Annotated in this window: 15 protein-coding genes and 1 pseudogene; 6 read left to right on the forward strand and 10 right to left on the reverse strand. The window is 44.0% G+C overall.

Going from position 1 to position 18748, the window contains the following annotated elements; genetic code table 11:
* Positions 1-292 precede the first annotated feature (292 nt).
* From V7K35_RS17365 to V7K35_RS17395, 7 genes and pseudogenes are all read right to left on the reverse strand, one after another.
* Positions 293-1024 (reverse strand): HEAT repeat domain-containing protein, encoded by a 732-nt coding sequence (locus V7K35_RS17365; RefSeq protein ID WP_335080466.1) that lies wholly within the window; start codon positions 1022-1024, stop codon positions 293-295.
* Between the two features lie 169 nt (positions 1025-1193).
* Positions 1194-2036, reverse strand: coding sequence for a HEAT repeat domain-containing protein (locus V7K35_RS17370; RefSeq protein ID WP_335080467.1), 843 nt, complete (start codon positions 2034-2036; stop codon positions 1194-1196).
* A 51-nt stretch (positions 2037-2087) separates the two neighbouring features.
* Positions 2088-2292 (reverse strand): annotated as a pseudogene (locus V7K35_RS17375) (phycobilisome linker polypeptide); the annotation flags it as partial.
* Positions 2293-2367: 75 nt separating this feature from the next.
* A complete protein-coding gene (locus V7K35_RS17380) occupies positions 2368-3237 on the reverse strand; it encodes a phycobilisome linker polypeptide (RefSeq protein ID WP_335080469.1) in 870 nt (289 codons plus the stop codon).
* Positions 3238-3398: 161 nt separating this feature from the next.
* Positions 3399-4211, reverse strand: coding sequence for a phycobilisome linker polypeptide (locus V7K35_RS17385; protein WP_335080470.1), 813 nt, complete (start codon positions 4209-4211; stop codon positions 3399-3401).
* Positions 4212-4375: 164 nt separating this feature from the next.
* On the reverse strand, positions 4376-4867 hold the full coding sequence (gene cpcA / locus V7K35_RS17390; protein WP_273763452.1) for a phycocyanin subunit alpha: 492 nt from the start codon (positions 4865-4867) through the stop codon (positions 4376-4378).
* 90 nt (positions 4868-4957) lie between these two features.
* Complete coding sequence (locus V7K35_RS17395; protein WP_334794491.1) at positions 4958-5479, reverse strand: phycocyanin subunit beta; 522 nt, start codon at positions 5477-5479, stop codon at positions 4958-4960.
* Between the two features lie 1409 nt (positions 5480-6888).
* Here V7K35_RS17395 and V7K35_RS17400 point away from each other — a divergent pair.
* From V7K35_RS17400 to V7K35_RS17410, 3 genes are all read left to right on the forward strand, one after another.
* Positions 6889-7131 (forward strand): hypothetical protein, encoded by a 243-nt coding sequence (locus V7K35_RS17400; protein WP_335080471.1) that lies wholly within the window; start codon positions 6889-6891, stop codon positions 7129-7131.
* Positions 7106-7549 carry a class I SAM-dependent methyltransferase family protein gene (locus tag V7K35_RS17405; protein ID WP_335080472.1) on the forward strand — a complete coding sequence of 148 codons (444 nt, stop codon included), beginning with the start codon at positions 7106-7108 and terminating at the stop codon, positions 7547-7549. Before V7K35_RS17400 ends, V7K35_RS17405 begins: the two co-directional genes overlap by 26 nt.
* A 271-nt stretch (positions 7550-7820) precedes the next feature.
* Positions 7821-8909 (forward strand): aliphatic sulfonate ABC transporter substrate-binding protein, encoded by a 1089-nt coding sequence (locus V7K35_RS17410; protein WP_335080473.1) that lies wholly within the window; start codon positions 7821-7823, stop codon positions 8907-8909.
* Positions 8910-9104: 195 nt separating this feature from the next.
* Here the strand turns inward: V7K35_RS17410 and hpnH are convergent, their stop codons facing one another.
* From hpnH to V7K35_RS17425, 3 genes are all read right to left on the reverse strand, one after another.
* Positions 9105-10124 carry an adenosyl-hopene transferase HpnH gene (gene hpnH / locus V7K35_RS17415; RefSeq protein ID WP_335080474.1) on the reverse strand — a complete coding sequence of 340 codons (1020 nt, stop codon included), beginning with the start codon at positions 10122-10124 and terminating at the stop codon, positions 9105-9107.
* 159 nt (positions 10125-10283) lie between these two features.
* On the reverse strand, positions 10284-11267 hold the full coding sequence (hpnA, locus tag V7K35_RS17420) for a hopanoid-associated sugar epimerase (RefSeq protein ID WP_335080475.1): 984 nt from the start codon (positions 11265-11267) through the stop codon (positions 10284-10286).
* Positions 11267-13954, reverse strand: a complete 2688-nt coding sequence (locus V7K35_RS17425; RefSeq protein ID WP_335080476.1) for an efflux RND transporter permease subunit — start codon at positions 13952-13954, stop codon at positions 11267-11269. The genes hpnA and V7K35_RS17425 overlap by 1 nt, the downstream gene beginning before the upstream one ends.
* 237 nt (positions 13955-14191) lie before the next feature.
* Between V7K35_RS17425 and V7K35_RS17430 the strand changes: the two genes are divergently transcribed.
* The 3 genes from V7K35_RS17430 (at position 14192) to V7K35_RS17440 (ending at position 18369) form a co-directional block, all read left to right on the forward strand.
* The gene (locus tag V7K35_RS17430; protein WP_335080477.1) at positions 14192-14431 is read left to right on the forward strand and encodes a hypothetical protein; all 240 of its coding nucleotides are present in this window, start codon (positions 14192-14194) and stop codon (positions 14429-14431) included.
* Between the two features lie 106 nt (positions 14432-14537).
* The gene (locus tag V7K35_RS17435; protein ID WP_335080478.1) at positions 14538-15224 is read left to right on the forward strand and encodes a 5'-methylthioadenosine/S-adenosylhomocysteine nucleosidase family protein; all 687 of its coding nucleotides are present in this window, start codon (positions 14538-14540) and stop codon (positions 15222-15224) included.
* A gap of 364 nt (positions 15225-15588) precedes the next feature.
* The gene (locus V7K35_RS17440) at positions 15589-18369 is read left to right on the forward strand and encodes a tetratricopeptide repeat protein (protein WP_335080479.1); all 2781 of its coding nucleotides are present in this window, start codon (positions 15589-15591) and stop codon (positions 18367-18369) included.
* Positions 18370-18748 lie beyond the last annotated feature (379 nt).

The following is an 18748-nucleotide window of genomic DNA, read 5'->3' on the forward strand; positions in this document are numbered from 1 at the left end:
CCTGCGGTTGATATTAGTCGGAGGTGTTTTCGTCATCACCCGGCTATCCATCCCCACCGTGTAGACGGATGGGGAATTCCGCCGAATTAGTTAAATTAAGAGCGTTCCAACTCAAAGCCACCTGCCTTGTCATCCAAAAAGCTTTCCTCAATATCGTTTTTGCCCCGAATACGATAGTGCCAGAAAGCTCAAGCTTAGAAGATGAAACTTCAAGTTGGAAAAGTGAAACTTTCAGTAAACACTCACTACAGGCTGTATTCTATGCAATTGGAATCGGCAATAAACGAATTGCTTAACGTCTTCCACCACCACGATAAGGCAATTCAGTGTCTTGTAGCTTTCTTTTTGGTGCAAAAACTTCTTGATGTTGTTTTTGATGTTCTTGCTGCTGAATTTTTTCCTGTGCAAACTTTACACGGGTGCGAACTCCGAGATCGGCATCTGTATCGAGCATTTGCTGGAGTTGATTTGTAATCCGCGATGCTTGATCAGGTGAAGTGACTGCCACTGCAACGGCTAGTGTTTCTAAACTCGTCACTGCCGCATAGCGCACTACCCACTCTGGATCTTGAGAAATGAGTAATAGCGCCTCTAATACCTGAGTCTGAACAGATTCCAGTTTTTCAGACGGTACTTGATGCCAGCGCAAAGTGCCTAATCCCCTGGCAGCTGCCCGCCGCACACTTAAGGAAAAATCGTTTTTTGCTGCCTCTAACAAGGTATCCAGCGCCCGAACATCGCCAATTCCCGCTAAGGCACGAATTGCCCAGGCTCTAGCGCCGTAGTTGTAATCATCAATTAGTTCCAATAGTGGCGGTACTGCAACTTCCCCGATCGCAATTAATCCATCTACCGCCGCCACCGCCGCCCCTGGATTGTTGTAGCCCAAAGCTGCAATTAGTGTGGGAACAGCTTCCTCTATACTAGCTGCTGCTAACTCCTGAACTGCGTCTAATAAGCGATCCGAGGAATCTGCTTCTTCCACAGCCCGGATCAATATTTCGGCAAGATCACTATTATTCATAATAATTTTTCATGGGTAATTAGTCGTCAGCCAATTGTAGCTTAAGCTATCCGTAGTTGACATCATACATAAACCCCTAACCCTGATTTTGCAGTTGGGTTGGGGGTTTATGTGTGGGAAATATTTAGTTTAAACGGATTAATGACAACTGATTATCTAGAATTTATCACTACAACAGCGAATCCATCAAATTGATGACTTTAATCGCACCTTCTGAGAAAGTGTTTGATGTTATGTGGTTAACTTGATATTCTAGTAATCCTTTTAGAGAAATTAACTTTAGGCTATTTTCAGCAAGAGTCTGGGCGATCGCATCTGCTGCGGGTAGATATCCAATCGCTCCCAAATCTGCTAACACTGCCCGACGCAATTGCAATTTATCTCCCGCCAGAGCTTGTACCAACCGTTCTCCATAAACTGGTTCTTGGGTTAATTGATACATGGCTCGTGCGGCAGCATATTGCACTAATTCGATTGGATGCTCTAAGAATGGCTTTACTAAAGGGATGAACTCAGTCGCCCTCAAGGTTCCCAAGGCTTCTAAAATGGCCTCATAGGGTTGAGATAAATCAGGCTGTGATATGAGGTGCCCATCCTGCAAACCTACTTGTAATAGCTTGATTAGGGCGGGAATACAAACCGGATCGCCTAGCATTTCTAAGGATTGTGCCGCCGCCTCCCGGACATAAAAATCTGAGCAGTCTAAACACCCAATTAAAGGTAATACTGCCTGGCGATCGTTTAGTTTTCCTAAGGCTCTAGCTGCGTTCCGCCGCAAAGGATATCCGCCTTCTGGTGTCCTGTCGGCTTCATCCTCTAAAGCTTTGATCAGTCCTGTAATCGCAGCTGCTTCACCTATCCGAAACCTACCTAACCACCAGGCAGCATAAAACCGCAAGCCTAAATCTGCACTTTCCAGATTAGCTAGAGCTTGCTCTACTGTTAAAGATTCATCGTTGGCAAAGCCACCTATCGGTGATAAATCTTCAATTTTACGCGGACTGGGATTCATTAGAAGAAGGAGGATTGCTCTGTCCGCTATCTGTTTTAGCCTCAGCGTTCAATGGCTGAATGCTGACTATTTTGCCACCCAAGCGAGTAATCCGCTGCATTTCTTGATTCATCCGATTCTCAGGCACTGTGAAAAATACACTGCCACTAGAACGAATCGGATAGTTGGTTTTTTGGGTTTCTTCGCTTTGGCGTAGACCGACTACTTCATACCGAAAGTAGCGACTACTAGTTCTACCACTAATTTGTCCAACCATAAAATTAATTCCAAATTCTAAATTGTTATTAGTCTTTTGTCTCTAATAATGACTAATCACTATTGACAAATGACACTAAAGGGGTTTCACACTGGCTATTTTACCACCTTGTTTTACCACTCTCTGGAAGTAACTAGATAGTTCTTCATATGGTATAACCACCGCTTGATTGACACGGCGGGTGCTAGGATACCCAGATCCAAAAACGCCTGCCACTTCAATGCGGTAGAGTCTGCCTTCTTTACCAAAAGTTCCTGCACCACCGAAAGTACTGTTGGGGGTAACACCTTTTTCGGAAGCAACGTATGAAAAGCCTGAGGGACCACCGGAGGGAGGAACAACGACGGATGCACTATTGCGACCTAGTTCGCTGGCTAGGCGGGTGTCTTTGCCTTTGAGTTGGGAGGTATCGCTACTGGCATAGCCGCGATAAAGTTGAAATATCCGGGTAAATCCCACAGTTTTCTGTCCTGTTTGGGTTTCAAAGCCGCGATAGTAAGGCACTATATTTTCACCAAAGTTAGATTGATACTCTGGCGAATCAATGTAAGAATCGATGTCGGCTTCATATCCCTTGGTTTGATACAAGTCTAAGTGAAAAACCACATCAGACTCATCATAGGGGGCACGACCCAACAAATGTTTATAGTTGAGTTCGATGACGCGAGTTTGGAAATTGTCGTAGAAAAACTTGGATTTGTATAGTTCTGATTTAGCTACTTGACGCACAAACTCTTGCACTGTACTTTTTCCATCACGCAGGATAGATTCAGCACTTATGAGGCGGTCAGCTGCCAATATATAGTTGTTGCCCAACACCTGACGATAGACGGTAGCAATGACTCTCTCTATGTCTTCTTTAGTTGCATTTGGACGCAATTCTACAGGAGCCTGATCACTAAAAGGCTCTGTCCCCAGACGAGACGCTGCTGTTGTAATAGCCATTGGTAATTTTCCTTTTGTAATTAGTAATTGCTAAGGGGAGTAGTGAGTGGAAGATGGGGAGTGGTAAACCTTCCTACTCCCTAATGCCACTTGCTCCACTTGGATTAACTCCAAGACCGCAGTAGCTCTTCCCCACTCCCTACTCCCCTCCGATTCCCTATTTATACGGTAGTAATGCTAATCACTTTACTACCCTTGCGATTCAATTGCTGCAATTTACTAGAAAGTTGCTCGTAGGGAACGATCAATTCCGCAGTTCCCCGCCGTACTACAGCTGAGTTCGGGGAAGCTGCTTGTAGCACTTTGATCCGGTATGTTTCGCCGCGACCACCTGTAGAGAGGCCTGTTAAGGCTCCGGCAGAGACTGGGTAAATGGGTGAAGCTAGGTTTTTAGCCACTTCCCAGGTTAGCCGTCCTTGTTTTTGTCCTTGGGCGCGATCGCTATTGGCATAACCCCGATACAGTTGGAACAGTCGGCTATAGCCAACGTTTTTCTGTCCTACTTGACTTTTAAAGCCTCGATAGTAGGGCACAATATTTTCGCCAAAACTTTCTTGATATTCTAATGAGTCAATGTAGGAGTTAATTTCAGTTTCGTAACCTTGTGAGTTGTAAAGCTCAACATGATAAGAAATCTCTGACTCATCTTCTGGGGCACGCCCCAATAAATGCTTATAATTCAACTCGATAAACCGAGTTTGTGAATTGGAGTGGAAAAACTTATCCCGATAGAGTTCTGATTGAGCAATGGCTAGCACAAATCCCCGCACTGAGATTGTACCTTGCTGCAACAGTGATTCTGCACTCTCTAGACGGTCTCCTTCCAGTATATATGCATTACCCAAAACCTGACGGTAAGCCGCCCGGATAACCACTGCTACATCCTCTTCTGTTCGATCAGGACGTAGTTCTACCAGTGGTGAGTTTTCAAATGCTCCAATTCCTAATCTTGCTGCTTGTCCCAAAGCTGCCATCTTTTAAACCTCCTCAGTTTTAACTACAAAACTGAAAACTTTTTAGAAAATTTTTTTCTAGTCTTTTAACAGTCTTTTGAAAATAAAACTGCCCGGAGAGGTAAACAACTCATAGAACTTACTTGTCATAAGAGCTGATTTCCTCTCCGGGCTAAAGAAACACTCTAGCTTAGAGTATTGATTACATAGTCGATGTAGGAATTTGCTTCAACACCTGGATCACCGCTTAGACCGTGGTTAGCTTTGATGTACTTGAGGGCTTCAATGTACCAGCTAGGAGATAGATCAAAAGTCCGGTTGATTTCAGCCAAGCCAGAAATCAAGAAATCATCCAAGGGACCTGTGCCACCAACAACTAATGCGTATGTGATAATCCGCAAGTAGTAGCCGATATCACGTACACACTTGCCTTTACCGCGTGCATCAGCTGCGAAGTTGGGGCCTTGTTGTTGAGTGGTGTAAGGGTACTTGTTATACACCGCTTGAGCAGCACCTTCGGTCAAGCGTTGAGCATTAGCGCTCAATGCTTTTGCTGCTTGTAAGCTAGCTGGCGCTTGGCGGAAGCGACCAAAAGCAACTTGAATTTCGGTGCTGCTGAGATAGCGACCTTGAGAGTCAGCCGATGAAATTGCTTCAGTTAGAGGTGTTTTTGACATTTTGGTATTTCCCTTTCAAAACTTTTTGGTTGAAATTTTGTTTTGTCCGATGGACAATTATTTAGTCAACATCAGCAATGCAAGCTTTGCTTAAGCTACAGCAGCAGCAGCACGATCAAAATAGCTAGCTATTTCAGATGACAGAGCGCTACAATCTCCTCTGGTGATGTTATTTGTATCGTTGACAATGGCCAGGGAAGCTTGTTTCAGCTTCTGAATACCAACAGCAACTGACGCTCCTGGAGTTCCCAATGCCAAGTAGGTTTCCCGCAATCCATTGAGGGCACGGTCATCTAATACGCTTGAATCGCCAGCAAAGATAGCGTAGGTGATATAGCGAAGAATGATGTCCAAGTCTCTGATGCAAGCAGCTGCGCGACGGCTGGTGTAAGCATTACCACCAGGACTGATCAATTGAGGTTGTTCTGCCCACAAATCACGAACCGCAGCAGCAACAAGAGCAGATGCATTGCTGGTAATCCGGTTAACGGCATCTGTACGCTTGTTACCTTCTTTGACTAGTTCGCTCAATGCATCCAATTGTGCATCTGAGAGATATTCCCCACGTGTATCAGCTTGGGATACTACTTTTGCAAATGCATCTAAAACCATTGCCTTAAATCTCCTAATTTGCTTCGTTAAGAATAGTTGGACTCAAAACTGAATGGTTCAGTTTTTTTTGATGCCCGCACTGCCTGACGAGTTCCGAAAGGTTTAAAACAGACATCTCCAGAAATAAGTTTACGATCTCCAGGCTTTCAGATTAAAACTTTTGTTAAAAAACTTAAAACTTCTGTGAACGACTGGAAAACCTGATTAAGATGTTGTTTTTTACTTCTAAGTTCTCTTTATACAATGCAGCAGCCTCATTATTTATTACAAATTATTGTTATGTTTGTTAATTTTAGTTACAGAACTTAACACTTTTTTCTCCACCTCAAAAGATGGGATAATTTATTTGTGAGAAATCCCTAAAAGAATGCGTAAGCGTAGCCCGCCGCAGGCATCGCACACTTAATTGGTGTAGTATTGGCTACTTCATAGCTCCTGCCAAACAGACTGCCAAGGACACACACCATATTTTGCGATTACATTGCATCCATTGTAGGGGTAAGTTAATAGCCGCTGTAAACTATGCAATCGCCAGACTTAGGATTATTACTAGCGCCGCCGAAGCTCTAGATTTACAATCCAATATAAGAGTACTCCAAGTAAAAAAGTGCCCAATTGTCATTGCGAATGGAGCAAAGCGGAATGAAGCAATCGTAATATCTTGGGATTGCTTCGCTACACTTCGTTGCGCTCGCAATGACAGGTTTTGGATCATTTATTTTTTGGAACACTCTAAATAAAGCCTGCTTTGGCGGGTTACAAAGAATAGCTTTAGGGTAAACTACCCACATTTACAGGACTTACGCAAGAAAGCTCATTTCATGAGGATCTCACTTTTTTGCGTTGCTCCCCTCTTCTCATAAGAGAAAGGTAGGGGAAAGGTTCTTCCAAGATTACTGAATTGGTGTTCTAAACAACACAAGTACTATTAATAGGACTTACGCAAAAATTGCCAAAAAGCTTAATTTATCGAACCGCCAAGACGCCAAGAGCGCCGAGAATTCGTAGAGTGTGCGTAAGTCCTAATTAAATAACTATTGAGTTACCGTAGTATATTTTATCCGACTGGAGGAATACAGAGCAATTAAGTTTTGAGTAATACAAATTTGAATTTTGCCTGAATCGGACTGAAATATGTAGTGCATCTGTGTTGATTTTGTCGCATCGACTCCAGCCCAGTATTTCTATGAGCTTTCCTCGATTGGAATACAAAGCTGTCTTGCAAGCTCTCAGCTGTTAAATTGCCGGATTTACAAACCAAAGAAAAAAGACTTGATCTTGAATGAATTTCCGTGATAGTCTGCGTTTACTTATAAAATACTGTTTCTTGATAAATTTACCGTAGTTTAAAATTGCCCAGTTTGTCACTTTGCTTTCTTCATAGTTAATGAAAACGGAAATCACCTCTTATGGTAAAAGACTGGTTTGAATGGCATGACCTCTACAAGAACGAACCAAAATTGCAACAACGGCTGCAAATTGTGCAAGAATACATTTCCCATAGCTTGAACTTGTCCCAACCAGGGTTAATCCGTATAGTTAGTGTTTGCGCGGGTGATGGACGAGATTTGCTAGGAACGTTATCAAATCAATCACCCACGGACAAAAGATGTTTATGCCCGACTAGTGGAGCTAAATCCACAATTAGTTGAACGTGGACAAGAAACAATAGAATCGTTGGGTTTGACAAAACAAATTGAGTTTATCAATGGTGATGCAACTATTTCTTCTAACTATGTAGCAGCAGTACCAGCAGATATTGTGATTGTATGTGGTGTATTCGGCAATCTCGCAGATGAATCTGAACTCAATCGCTTACTGGCAAACCTGAGTTTTCTCAGCAAACAAGGTGCTTTTGTGATTTGGACTCGTGGACACTCTAACGGTATTCCCCACTCTGAGGCTGTCCGTAAATTTTTTCATGAACATGGATTTGAAGAAGTGAACTTCAAACTCACTGCAACAGGAGACATGGGAGTAGGTATTCATCGTTACCTTGGCGAAAGTTTGGCTGCACCCAAAGAGCAACAGTTGTTCGCGTTTACTGGTGTTCCAAGTAAAGCCAGGTAAATAATAGACCTCTTGCAAAAATCCTTGAATCACCCCTCCCTAACCCTCCCCTTATAAAGGGGAGGGGGCAAGATTTAAAGTTTCCCCCCAATATATCGGGGAGCCACTGCGTTGCGGTGAGGCAGTCCGATCTTGGGGGTTTCCCCCATGAGGAACTGCTGAACCCGAAGGGAGGTTCCCTCCGTTGTAGCAAGTGGCGTGGGATTAAGGGGGGTCTATTCGACTTATGCAAGAGGTCTAATGCCTCTAAAACTTTCTTTACAAAAAACTTATGACCGCTACAGTTAAACCTCAGTATATAAACATCTTTCGCCGTTTCACGCTGCTTTTAGCACCTGGGTTGTTAACCTTGGCAACTTCGTTAACATTAGTTAGTTGCACAGCCGATGGGCAAAAAGCTCAAACCCCATCTTCTGCTACAAATGTATCTGAAACCAATTCATCTGGAATCAAGACCAAAGTACTTCGCATGGGGTATCAATCAGCAGGCGATTTGATCAGAACAACTAAAGTATTAGAAAAGCGTCTGGAGCCTCTGGGAGTAAAGGTGGAGTGGGCACAATTTGTCCAAGGGCCACAACTGATGGAAGCGATGAATGTCGGTAAAATCGATTTGGGTTCCGTCGGGGAAACCCCGCCCATCTTCGCCCAAGCTGCTGGCGCTCAAATCGTTTATGTTGTTGGTTCTCGCCGCACTGAAAAAACGGGCATATCAAGTGTAATCGCTGTCCCACCGAATTCTCCCATTAAGACCGTCAAGGATCTCAAAGGACAAAAAATAGTCTTTCAAAAAGCTTCTGCGTCTCACTATTTCGTCTTTAGAGCTTTGGAAGATGCAGGTTTGAAACCTAGTGATCTTCAAATTTTGAGTATACCCACCGTAGAAGCTAGTAGTGCTTTTCTAGAAGGAAAAATTCCCGTTTGGGTGGCTGGCGATCCTTATTTGGCTGTGGCTGAAAAAGCAGGTAAAATCCGAGTGATCAAGACTGCCCAAGGACTTGACACCCCTGGTGCATACTATATTGGTGGGAGGCAATTTGCGGTTGACAATCCTGGAGTATTGCGGATAGTGATTGAGGAGATTGATAAAATCCAGCGCTGGGCTGAGGCACATCCCCAAGAAACAGCAAACTTAATCGCACCATACCAAAAACTACCTCCCGACATTATGCAAAAGGTAGTTAGCCGCCGCACTTATGGATTGAGGGCTATTTCTCCAAAGTTAATTAAAGACCAACAACGAGTTGCAGATTACTTCTATAAATATGGTGTGATTCCTAAACAAGTCAATATTCAGGAAGCTGTACTAACACCTGAACAATATGCTGCAATTACTCCAGAATCAATTAGCCAAAAATAGTTTGAAGAGGGCAGCAAAAGGTTCAAAACTTTCCAGACATCTTAATCAAGAATAAACCGGGAGGCAAAGAGGGGGGACGCGGAGCTTAAAATAACGCCCCGCTTTGCTAACACCAATTCATCGATCGCTACGAATTACCTCATAATACTTCCAAGCTGCGATCGCCCGCTCTAAATATGTAGCATTTACTACTTATTAGTTCCTGCCAAACACACTACCAAGGGCACGTGCCATATTTTGCGGTTGCATTGCATCCATTGCAGCAGTGGGTTCGTAGCCGCAGTGAACCATACAATCGGCACACTTGGGATTACCACTCTTCTGGCCGTATTGACTCCAGTCAGTTTTTGCCAGTAATTCGTTGAAGGTAGAGTAATAACCTTCGTTCAGTAAATAGCAAGGTTTTTGCCAACCGAGAACACTATAACTAGGGCTACCCCAAGGCGTACATTCGTAGTCCTTCTCACCAGTGAGGAAATCTAAGAACAGCGGATTGTGATTGAAGTTCCAGTTTTTTTCACCAGCTTTGTATGGAGCTAGAATTTCCCGAAAGAGGGCGCGGGTTTGTTCACGGTGGAGGAAATGATCTTGATCTGGTGCCCACTCGTAACTGTAGCCGGGAGAAATCATCATCCCGTCAGTATTTAGTGTTTTCACAAAGTCGAAGAACTCTTGCATATCTTTAGGTTCAGTTCCCTCAAAGATAGTTGTGTTAGTAGTGACACGAAAGCCTTTAGCTTTAGCGGCGCGAATAGCTTTGACAGCAATATCAAAAACACCTTTGCGATCGACGCATTCATCGTGCAACTCCCGCATCCCATCTAAATGCACACTAAAAGTCAGGTAAGGAGAAGGTTGAAACTTATCCAAGCTCTTTTCTAACAACAAACCATTGGTACACAAGTAAATATATTTCTTGCGCTCAATTAATCCTTGGACAATCTGATCAATCTGGGGATGCAGCAAAGGTTCTCCCCCAGGAATTGAAACAACCGGTGCGCCGCACTCTTCCACTGCGGTAAAGCACTGTTCTGGGGTGAGATTTTGCTTTAAAATTTCCTTTGGATGTTGGATTTTACCACAACCAGTACAGGCTAAATTACACCGAAAAAGAGGTTCCAACATCAATACTAAAGGGAAGCGTTTACGTCCTTTCAAACGTTGAGTAACCAGATACTTCCCAATGTCTATAGCTTGTTGTAGATTAACTGCCATTGTTGCGATCGCTCCTCTTGTAGATATAAAAACACCACTGGAAAAGGCAAAACGTTAGTCATCGTACAGTAGCACAGCTAAGTAGAGCATTTCCAGAATTAGTAGCTTTTTTAAACGCAGAGGGACGCAAAGGGAAGCGCAGAGGGACGCTGAGTTTTGCTATTTGACGTAACCCTGAGCAACAAACCAATCCACAGCATCCTTGAGTGCTCCATTCAGCGAAGATTGAGGTAGACCTAATTCTCGTACAGCCTTAGCGGTATTATAATACATAGGTTGTTTTGCCATCCGAACGCCATCTAATGGCACTGAGGGCAATTTTCCTAGTGGTGCGAGAATCTTTTCATCAACCCAGGCAACACTAAGGGGTAACCAAGCGGGTACTGTTCGTTGAGGTGCGCTTAAACCTGTGATATCGGCAAGTTGTTCTAGCAGTTGCTTTAAGCTGAGGTTTTGGTGACCTAAGATATAGCGATCGCCTGATTTACCCCGTTGCAAAGCTAGTAAATGCCCCCATGCCACATCCCGCACATCGATAAAATTCAAACCAGTATCCAAATAAAAAGGCATTTGCCGTCGTAAAAACCGTAAAATTATATCACCCGTCGGGGTAGGTTTAATATCCAACGAGCCAATCGGGCTGCTGGGATTGACAATAACTACCTCCTGACCTGTAGCAACGGCTTGCATAGCTTCAAGTTCCGCCAAAAACTTAGACTTTTTGTAGTCACCCACCAACTTATCTAAGGGACTCTGATGTGTTTCATCGACAACTTGACCAGATGATCCTACCCCAATTGCTGCCACTGAACTTGTGTAGACGGTGCGCTCAATGTTAGCTTTGCGAGCTGCTGCCAACACATTGCGCGTACCCAGGACATTGTGACGATGGAGTAACTCTCGGTCTGATTGCCATAGGGAATAATGGGCTGCTACATGAAATAGGTATTGACAACCTCCCATCTGTTGCCAAAGATTTGGGTCATTCAAATCGCCTTTGACAATTTCCACTTCCAAACCACGGAGATTCTCCAAATTGCTGCTTGAGCGAACCAGTGCTTTGACAGCATATCCTTGTTGCAACAACAACCGTACTAAGTGGGCACCAATAAAGCCCGTACCCCCAGTGACAAAAACTTGCATCAACCTGTCCCCCTCTTCTGAAATCGGGGAAACCAATCATCCAAAATAGTGTAGACTACTGGCACAACAATCAAACTGAGGATAGTTGAAGTCACCAGTCCACCTGCGATCGCTACAGCCATAGGCGATCGCAATTCGGAACCCGCACCAAAACCTAAGGCGATCGGTAGCATCCCTAAAATAGTGGAGGCAGTGGTCATCATAATTGGTCTGAGGCGCACTAATCCAGTCTTGAGGATCGCCTCAGTGCGGTCTAAGCCAGCACTGCGTAACTGGTTGATGTAATCCACAAGCAAGATAGCATTTTTATTTGCCAGCCCCAGCAAAAAAACGAAACCGATCAGTGAAATCATCCCAAAGTCGCTTTTGGTGATCAGTAGTGCTAACATTGCCCCCACCAGTGCCAAGGGCAAAGAGACACCAATTACCAGAGGGTCTATCCAGCTTTTGAATAGCAAAATTAGTACCACAACAATACACAGGGCAGATAGAGCTAAAGTACTGCCGAAACTGCTAAAAACCTCACCTTGACTAGCAGAATCTCCTCCTAAATTTAAGGAAACATTATACGGTAACACCGCCTTAGCTTCAGCTACCACTTTATCAGTAGCATCACCCAAGGATAGATTTTTGCCAAGATTAGCACTGACATAGGCCACCCGCTGATTATTCAGACGCTCGATCTGAAAAACCGTGCCCTGTGGATTCGTTTCACCTGTAACCGTGACATCGGCAAATCCCGGTATTCTCTCAATTCTCTCTTTAATTGCCTTGACTGCTTTGCTCAAAGCTTGGAGATTATCACCTCGTAATGCTATTTGCAGAGGTTTTTGACCGCCAGAATCAACAAATTGAATATCTTCCACACTGGTAGTTACCCCAGAAAGGACAGGTAAGGAGGAGCGGAATTGGTCTTGTAGTTCCGCAGTTGTGATTGTGCGTTGGACGAAGTCCTTGCCGTAGGCATCGCTCTTTAACTTTACATATAGTATGCCTTTATTCGGCTCACCCTCGCGAGAACCAACAGTAGTAAATACCGTTTCAACTGCCGGTGATTTTCTCACTACATCTTCTAATTTTTTAGCAACCTCAAGAGAATCGTTCAAAGGGTTAGGAATTGGCAACTGCGGACTGGGATTTATCCCCTGCTCCCCTGTCCCTCCGGGGATACTCGGCAAAGGAGCCGTATAAGCAATATTGAATTCGCCGCGATCGAGTTTAGGAATAAAGCCTTTGGGAATTAGTGGAATCAGCACTATACCTGCAATGAAGCTGAGGACAGCTAATCCGATAACTATCTTGCGGTGATTCAAAGACCAACTCAGCAAGTTTTTGTAAGATTGAGTAAATGCCACCCAGATTTTTGCTTCCTGACGCGGGGAAAGCGAGGATTTAGGTTTCAGCCAGTAGATAGCCAGAACTGGAGATAAAGTTCGAGCAACTAGCATAGAAGCAAGCATCGCCGCTGAAACAGTGATGCCGAAAGGTTTGAAGAATTGACCGATTACACCACCCATCAAACCTATAGGTAAAAAAACCGCTACTGCTGTCAAGGTGGCGGCGGTGACTGTTAATCCAATCTCATTTGTAGCTAAAAGTGCTGCTTGGCGAGGAGTTTCCCCATCTTCAACGTGTCGCATGATGTTTTCCACATCCACGATCGCATCATCTACAATACTACCGATCACCAAAGCTAAAGCTAACAGCGTAATCGTTTCTAAGTTGAAACCAAAAATTGCCATGACAATAAACGTCGCCAAAATAGACGTAGGAATTGCCAAGGCAGAAATCAGGGTGGCTCGCCAATTCCACAAAAAAGGAAAAATTACCACGATAGATAACAAGACTGCTTCCAGCAAAGCATCGATTGTTGACTGGGTGGCTTGGCGGATATATTCTGCTTGGGTAGCAGCTAAAGTGAGTTTGACATCATTGAGGCTAGATCGCAGCCTTTGGACTTCTTTCTCAACCTGACTCACTACTTCCAAGGTGTTAGCACTGCCACGTTTGATTACCTGAAATGCCAAAGCATCTTGCCCGTTAAACCTGACTAATGTCGCCCCTGCTTGGGGGGGAGCCGCGGCACTTGCATTCGCTGGAGCTAGGGGAGTTGCGGTAGCAGCGCCCAGTAGTGAGACTTTTAGGACTCCTGGTAATTTAGCGATCGCACTTACAATCTCGTCTTTCGCCAACTTTGTCAAATCTGTGAGATTCCTTGAGGGACTCTCAACGGCATAGCTAATGGCGGCTGACTCATTTAGATTCAAGGGAATAATTTTGAAAGTTGCTCCTTGAGGCAAAGTCAACTGTTTGAGGGCAGTTTCAACCTTTTTGGTCGATGTTTCTAAATTCGTACCAACGGCAAAAGAAAGGCTAACAGCAGTTTGACTAGGATAAGTGGATGAGCGGATATTCTCCAGTCCTTTTAGGGAGCGCAGACGTTCTTCCAGGCGTTGGGTGAGCTTCGCCTCTGTATCCACGGCAGTTGTCACGGGAGCTGTAGCATTCACAACCACCACTGGAAAGGTAATATCTGGAAACAAAGCATACTTGAGAGAACTGAAAGCCAGAACACCAGCTACCGTTACGGCAATCCAAAAACTCACCGTCAGCCACGAAAATTGAATCGCTAACTTAGAAATATTGAAGAGTTCTCGTGCGGATTTTGAGCGATCAAGCTTTACCATCTTGGAAAATTATCGTGTGGGTGACACAATTATTTAGTCATGCTACAGTAATCACCTTCGGTTTGCGAGTTTTGGTCTCCACGAAACGGCAATATTACTTATTGTCACTCAAGATATGGCAAAATTTTTAATCCAGAATGGAATTTGACACATGAAACTTGGTTCTGTTGAGCATAAGGAATTATTCTGCTGGAGCTTTACCGAAAGCTACAGGGAATATCAGCCTGAATATTTCCCGTGGCCCGATTTGGACGATACAGCCTTGAGCTTCTACGCAGTATTCCCTTTTGGGATAAAACTCTGGATGCAGAACGACAAGCCGGAGCAATAGTTAGTGGTTATGCAGCGATGGTGAATAATCCCCTTTTACAAATAGGACTTACGCACACTCTACGAATTCTCGGCGCTCTTGGCACGGCAGTTGCTTCAAGTCGGCAGAGCCGCCCAACGCACTGCCTCGTCTTGGCGGTTCGATAAATTAAGCGAAGTTGGCAATTTTTGCGTAAGTCCTAACAAAGTGCGATCGCCCTCTGCACCCTTGAGTTAATATCCAGACGCAAACTTCAAAATATTCAGAGGGCTAGTGCCTAATTTTTTGCCCATTAACACAATTTTGGTACCTCAGGGAGCAGAATATAAAGCTGTGTCTCGCGGATTAAGCGGCGTTACTGCTTCCATCCCAACGGTAGTAGCCATACCTGTTGGGATGAAGCCTTTACTCAAATATCTGCAACAATCTCAAAGAAATGGGCAATTTCTGGCTCCATCCAGAGTTGTAATCATGGGTATATGTGGCAGCTTGAGCGATCGCTACACAGTTGGTGATATTGTCCTCTATCAAGATTGTGTTTACTCTGGGAAGCGGCAAGAATGCGATCGCACTTTCACAGCACAATTGCATTCTCAGATATCAGAAAAAGTCTCATTAGTCAAGTCTCTAACAAGCGATCGCATGATTTGCTCTCCGTCCGAAAAACGCCATTTGGGTGAGACTTTAGCGGCTGATGTTGTTGACATGGAAGGATTTACCGCCCTAGAGTTTTTCAATACAGTTGGGGTGGACGTGGCAATGCTGCGAGTAGTCAGCGACGATTGTCAGCACGATATTCCCGATCTTACATCAGCAATTAACTCTGATGGTTCCCTAAACCCTTTTCCTTTAGCGATGGGAATGCTTCGACAACCCCTTGCTGCTACTCGACTAATTCGAGGTTCATTAAAATCATTAAAAGTATTAGAACAACTTACAAATCGGCTCTTTTCTAGCTAAAGCCTGAAATAATCTAATGCAGCTAAAATCTTAACAGCGATCGCCTACAAATTGTAACTTCAAATAGCGATCGCTCCCTCTTCCTTCTTCCTTGGCGCTCTTGGCGTCCTTGGCGGTTCGATTCTCATGCTAATTGCCCGTTGTCAATTACCCCCTCATATCCAAAATAAGTAAGTTGGCTCAAATAAACCTAACTATCTAACAAAGTTTGGGTAATTTGACTGAAGTTGTTAAGGCAGTTTTCACGGCTCGAACCTCTTCTAAATGCTTTCTATAGAAATGGTATTTCTGCCAAAAGAAGAGGAGATTCCCTCGAAATGTGTAGAAATTAAGTAGAATCGAGAAGAAATCTCAGAAGCTGTCTATGCAATGGGTTGATTTTCTAGCCAATGAAGCTGCTACTCATAACTTATCCCTAGAGCAAACGGCAGCTTTTGTAGAGCGTTTGAAGAATGAAAACTTAGGTAAAAGTCAGGTAAAACTAGCCACCGAATTGAACATCGGTGTTAGTGTTTTCAAAAAGCTGATGACTAAGGTGTATGACAAGTTTGCCCAAAGTTGTCCTGAATTAGCGACTTCTAAGAGTCGAGGCAAACTAGAAAAGTTACGCACTTGCTTGAAAGCAAAATATAATGGCGGGCAAGACTTCGGCGTGAGCGCTACAACTCTTGGAGAGGCTGCGCCAACGGCAACCGCTCCATCGAGCGTACCCCTACAAGGAAGCAAGCTACGCGTAGCGTCTCGTAGAAAAGTCGAGATGCTCAGTATAAGTCAGTCGAACGCTGCCCACACGACAATTAAGGAAATTCATCAAAATATTCCCCCTGCTGTCCCATTTGAAAAATTTGTGGGACGTGAGGTGGAACTACAAAACTTGCACTCCTCATTACAAACATCTGGGCAAGTTGCGATTGTAGCTGGGATGAGTATGAGTGGTGTAGGAAAAACTGAACTGGCTACCCAATACGCCAAACAACATTTACAGAATTATCAAGGTGGGGTTTGCTGGTTATCAGCACAGGGAATTGATGTCGGAATTCAGATTCTCAGATTTGCCCAATTAAAATTTAACCTCATTGCACCGGACGACTGGGAATTAGCAGATAGGCTTCGATACTGCTGGGAGAATTGGCAACAAGGTGAAGTGCTGCTGGTGTTTGATGATGTCACCCACTACAAAAAACAAGTTCAGCGTTACCTACCCTTAGAATCACCTCGGTTTAAAGTATTGCTGACAATGCGCCTGGGGTTTGACAGAACTTTACTGCAATTACGTCTGGATGTCCTCAAACCATTGGCGGCGATGAAATTATTAAAGTCGCTGGTTGACAGGGAACGACTTAAAAGTGAGCCTTGGGTTGTAAGAAGAATTTGTAAATTCTTGGGATATTTGCCTTTGACGTTAGAGTTAGTGGGGCGATATCTGGATACAATGCCAGATTTGTCTCTGGAAACACTGCACAAGCGGCTAGAAAAAAACCGACTGGAACACGAAGCAGTAGCCAAGACTAACCCATTGATGCGTTATGAATACGGCGTGGCTGAAGCTTTTGCATTGAGTTGGAAACAATTGGATAAGAATGCACAAAGCTTAGGCTGTTGGCTGAGTTTGTATGCCTTGGCTGACATTCCCTTATCTGTTGAGGCGATAGAAGATGACGAAGAACAAGAATTCTGGGAGAAAGCTATAGCGCAGTTGCGGAAACTGCATTTAATTCAATGCCAGGCTAAAGGAATTTATCGTCTACATCCACTGATTCGGCAATTTTTCCAAATGAAGTTGGATGAGTCAAGTGAAGCAGATGAGGTAAAAACTGCTTTTGTCGCGCTGATGGTAGAGGTAGCAAAGCAAATTCCTCAACGGCCTAACTGTGAAGAGATTCTCAACCTCACTTCTGCTATCCCCCACATTGCAGAAATTGCAACTCGTCTATCCCAGTATCTCAGTGACGAGGATTTAATTAGACCTTCCACAGGTTTAGGCTGGTTTTATCAAGGTCAAAAACTTTATCAGCAAGCAGAACTTTGGTACAAACTATCTATTGAGGTAGCTGAAAATCGTTTTGGTTTAGAACATCCTCATGTCGCCACTAGCCTGAACAATCTCGCAGAACTCTACGGTTTTACAGGATGGTATAGCGAAGCCGAACCTCTGTATCAGCAAACTTTGTCACTGAGAAAACGCTTATTGGGAGAAGCACATCCCGATGTTGCTACTAGCCTGAACAATCTGGCAGGACTCTACAAATATACAAGACGCTACAGTGAAGCCAAACCTTTGTTTGAGCAAGCTTTAGCACTGAACAAACGCTTACTGGGAGACAATCATCCCAATGTCGTCACTAGCCTGAACAATCTCGCAGCACTATATCATTCCATAGGACGTTACAGCGAAGCCGAACCCCTGTATCAGCAAGCTTTGTCACTCCAGAAACGCTTACTGGGAGAAGCACATCCCGATGTCGCCCAAAGCCTGAACAATCTCGGAATCCTCTACGAATCTACAGGACAGTACAGCAAAGCCCAACCCTTATATCAGCAAGCTTTGTCACTCCAGAAACGCTTACTGGGAGAAGCACATCCCGATGTCGCCCAAAGCTTGAACAATCTTGCAGAACTCTACCGTTTTACAGAACGTTACAGCGAAGCCGAACCTCTGTATCAGCAAGCTTTAGAATTGAGAAGACGCTTACTGGGAGAAGCACATCCCGATGTCGCCCAAAGCTTGAACAATCTTGCAGAACTCTACCGTTTTACAGAACGCTACAGCGAAGCCGAACCTCTGTATCAGCAAGCTTTAGAATTGAGAAAACGCTTACTGGGAGAAGCACATCCCGATGTCGCCACTAGCCTGAACAATCTCGCATTACTCTACGGTTCTATAGAACGTTACAGTGAAGCCGAACCCCTATATCAGCAAGCTTTAGAATTGAGAAAACGCTTACTGGGAAACAATCATCACCATGTTGCCAATAGCCTGAACAATCTCGCATTACTCTACAAATTTACAGGACGCTATAGAGAAGCCAAACCTTTGTTTGAGGAAGCTTTGACAATTTCTGAACATACTTTAGGTGTAAGTCATCCCAATACAATGACGATAAGAGGAAATTATGCAATCATTTTAAGAGAAACATCTCGCTAACAATTGCCTCCCTTCGCTACGTGATGTCTACGACGAGCTATTTTGCGTCGCACCTTTCTAGCCAAATTACATCATAACCCTTCACTTGTGGAAATCTTTGCCCAACTGCAAGCAATAATTGATGCGATACAACAGTTGTAGTTCAAATTTTAGCAGCGTAGAAGCGCAGTGGCTTGCCCTTAGGCATCATACTCTACATAGCCAATAATAAAAACTGCGTAAGCGTAGCCTGTCGTAGAGATTGCCTAGCCATTTGAAGTACAAAACTCGAATTTTGAGGTTCAAAGGCTTAATGTTCAACCTTTAAGGCTTAATGTTCAACCTTTAAGGCTTAATGTTCAACCTTTAAGGCTTAATGTTCAACCTTTAAGGCTTAATG

The sequence above is a fragment of the Nostoc sp. genome (assembly GCF_036917275.1).
In the GTDB taxonomy this organism is placed as follows: Bacteria; Cyanobacteriota; Cyanobacteriia; order Cyanobacteriales; family Nostocaceae; genus Nostoc.